Source organism: Rubrivirga sp. (assembly GCF_049648075.1).
Lineage (GTDB): Bacteria > Bacteroidota > Rhodothermia > Rhodothermales > Rubricoccaceae > Rubrivirga.
Genome location: NZ_JBARYR010000431.1, coordinates 1 through 3,133 on the forward strand (window position 1 = coordinate 1; position 3,133 = coordinate 3,133).

The 3,133-nt window shown below is 68.5% G+C and carries 3 protein-coding genes; all 3 read right to left on the minus strand.

The window, feature by feature from the left end:
• The coding region (gene dnaB / locus WBA11_RS12300) for a replicative DNA helicase (RefSeq protein ID WP_424520971.1) at positions 1-1,493 on the minus strand (1,493 nt) is incomplete at its 3' end.
• 67 nt (positions 1,494-1,560) lie between these two features.
• Positions 1,561-2,697: a uracil-DNA glycosylase gene (locus WBA11_RS12305; protein ID WP_424520972.1), complete on the minus strand. Its 1,137-nt coding sequence runs from the start codon at positions 2,695-2,697 to the stop codon at positions 1,561-1,563.
• A 119-nt stretch (positions 2,698-2,816) separates the two neighbouring features.
• Positions 2,817-3,133: transposase (locus tag WBA11_RS12310; RefSeq protein WP_424520973.1), on the minus strand; the 317-nt coding region annotated here is incomplete at its 5' end.

Consider the following 3,133-nt stretch of genomic DNA (forward strand, 5'->3'; position numbering starts at 1 on the left):
TGGTAGCCGCCCGCGGTGTCGCCGGCGACGTACGAGTTGAGGTTCTCGAACCGCGCGTACTGGTTCACGAACGCGACCTTAACGTCGCCGATCGGCCCGTTGCGCTGTTTGCCGATCAAGAGCTCGCCCAGGCCCTCGGTCGAATTGCCGTTCTCGTCGACCGTGATGCCGTAGCGCTCGGCGCGGTAGATGAACATGACCACGTCGGCGTCCTGCTCGATCGAGCCGGACTCACGCAAGTCGGAGAGCTGGGGCCGCTTGTCGCCGCCGCGCGTCTCGACCGCGCGGGACAGCTGGGACAGCGCGATGACGGGCACGTCGAGTTCTTTCGCCAATCCCTTGAGCGACCGCGATATCTGGGCGATCTCCTGCTCGCGGTTGCCCGACGTCTGCGACGTCCCGTGCATCAGCTGGAGGTAGTCGACGATGACCAGGCCGATGTCGTGCTCGGCCTTGAGGCGCCGGCACTTGGCCCGCAGCTCCAGGATGCCGAGCCCGGCCGTGTCGTCGATGAAGATGTTGGCGGCCGAGAGCCGGCCGGCGGCGCGGGCCAGCTTGGGCCAGTCGTCGTCGTGGAGCCGGCCGGTACGGGCGCGCTGCGCGTCGACGCGGGCCTCGGACGTTAAGAGACGTTGGGCGAGCTGCTGGGCGCTCATCTCGAGCGAGAAGTACGCCACGCCCGCCGGCTTTTCGGGGTGCAGCGCCGCGTTCCGGCAGATCGCCAGGCTGAACGCGGTCTTGCCCATGGATGGCCTTGCCGCCACGATCACCATGTCGGACGGCTGCCAGCCGCCGGTCATGGCGTCGAGCGACGTGAACCCCGACGGGACGCCCGTGATGCCGCCCTCGCGCCCGTGGATGGACTCGAGGTGCTGCATCGTCTGGTGGACGACCGAGTTCATGTCCACGGCGCCCTTGCGGAGCTGGGACTCCGAGATCTGAAAGATCTCGCGCTCAGCGTTGTCCAACAGGTCGAACGCGTCCGTCGTCGGGTCGAACGCCTGGCCGACGACGCCGGTCATGGTCGTGATGAGCTTGCGGAGCAGGCTCTTCTCGGCGATGATCCGGGCGTGGTACTCGACGTTGGCCGCCGAGGCGACACGCGTCGTCAGCTCCGTCAGGTAGTAGCCGCCGATCCCGTCGAAGTCGCCGCGCCGCTTGAGCTCCTCGGTGAGCGTGATGAGGTCGACCGGGTTGCCACGCTCGAACAGGGCCTCGACGGCCTCGTAGATCCGCTGGTGGCGCGGCTCGTAGAACGCGTCGGCGGGCAGGATCTCGATGGCCTTCGGGATCGCCTCGCGCTCGATCAGCATCGCGCCCAGGACGGACTGCTCGACCTCGGTCGCCTGGGGCGGCATCCGGCCGGCCTGCTGCTGCATCGGCAGCACGTTGAGCGGGCGCCGACGTCCCCCGGCCATCTTCTCGATGGGCACGCCGGGCATGTCCTCGTCGATGCGAAGCGGGCGTTGGGCGAAGTCGTCGGAGTCGGCCATTCGGGGGGAGGGATGGGGGACGGAGGGGCGAAGGGACGAGGGCGCTATCCCTCCATCCCTGATCCCTCTATCCCTCCGTCAGCTGATCGTAACGGGTGCGGAGGAGCTTGACGTCCTCCCAGGTCGGGCGTTTCCACTGCGGGTTGCGCAGGAGCGCCGCCGGATGATAGGTGACCAAGAGCGGAAGTCCGTAGAAGTCCTGGAACGTTCCGCGCAGCGACGCGAGCGACGACTTCTTCTTGAGCAGCCCGTTGCCCGCGCTCTTGCCGACGGCCAGCAGCACCTTGGGCCGCACGAGCGCGATCTGCTTGAAGAGGATCGGCATGTGGGCCTCGACCTCTTCGGGAAGCGGGTCTCGGTTATTCGGCGGCCGGCTCTTGAGGATGTTGCAGATGTAGACCTCGTCCCGCTTGAAGAGGACGGCCTCGAGGATCTTGTCCAGCAACTGGCCGCTGCGTCCCACGAACGGGATGCCCTGGCGGTCCTCGTCGGCGCCGGGCGCCTCGCCGATCACCATCAGGTCCGCGTTAGGATCGCCGGTGCCCAGGACCGGGTTGATCCGCTCCTTGTCGATGGGGACGAGCTCGGTCTCCGAGAGCCAGGCGTAGACCTCGTCGAGCGAGGTCATGTCGTGGAGCGGGGAATCGTCAGGGATGAGGGCCTCGATGCGCTCGTAGGGCGAGAGCGACTCGTCGAGGCTGGGGTCGGGCAGGGCGCCGAAAAGGTCGGGCACGTCGTCGGAGGAGAGTGGACCGTTGTCTACGGCGGCGGGCGCGGTGGGCTCCGGGGTATCGGCGGGCGCGGTCTCGTCCTCGAGGGCGGGACTCCCTGATTCGCCCTCGGGGTCAGCAGCGGGCGCGTCCTCGAGGGCGGTGAGCGACACGGTCTCTGAGATCAGCGGTTGGAGATCGTCCTCGAGGGAGTCGTCCTCGAGGTCAGGAAGCGCGGCCTCCTCGACGAGGACTCGTGCGTCGGTGGTTTTGGCGTCGGCCTGACGGCTCTCGAGGTCGGATGTCTCGTCGATGCCGGGCGAGGTGTCGTCCTCGAGGATGAGTCCGCTCTGCCTCTCAGCCGTCGCCCCCAGCTCCTCTTCCGCCGGCAGGCCGCCGAGGTAGCGGACGGACCCCACGATCTCGCGCTGGACACCGATCAGGTGGCGCGCCTCGCGAAGGAGGTCGCTGAGAGTGGGAGCGACGTCGGCCATGGTCCGGGGGGGGACCGGTCAACATAGAGGGCCGGCCCCGGCCTCGCAACGGAGGTGTGCACAGCGTGGATAAGACTGTGGACAACTCCGTCCTCGAGGACGGCTGGAACGCGGGCGTGCTAGGCTCTGTGCGGAAACGCGGCGCGGAGTAAACGGCGGATGCAGCCGAGCTTGACCATCGCTAGGAACGAGTCGGCCCGCTTGTCGAACCGCGTCGCCAGGCTCCGGTGCTCCTTGAGCCACCCGACCAGGCGCTCGACCGCGTTCCGGCGTGCGTAGAGCGACTTGTCCAGCACCGGAGGGCGCCCGCGACGCCGGCGTCTCTTCCCCGGGGCCAGCCTGCGCTCCGGGATCACAGCTCGGATGCGGCGCTCGCGCAACCACGCCCGGATGCGCCCGGCGTCGTAGCCCCGGTCGGCGAGCAACCACCTCGGGC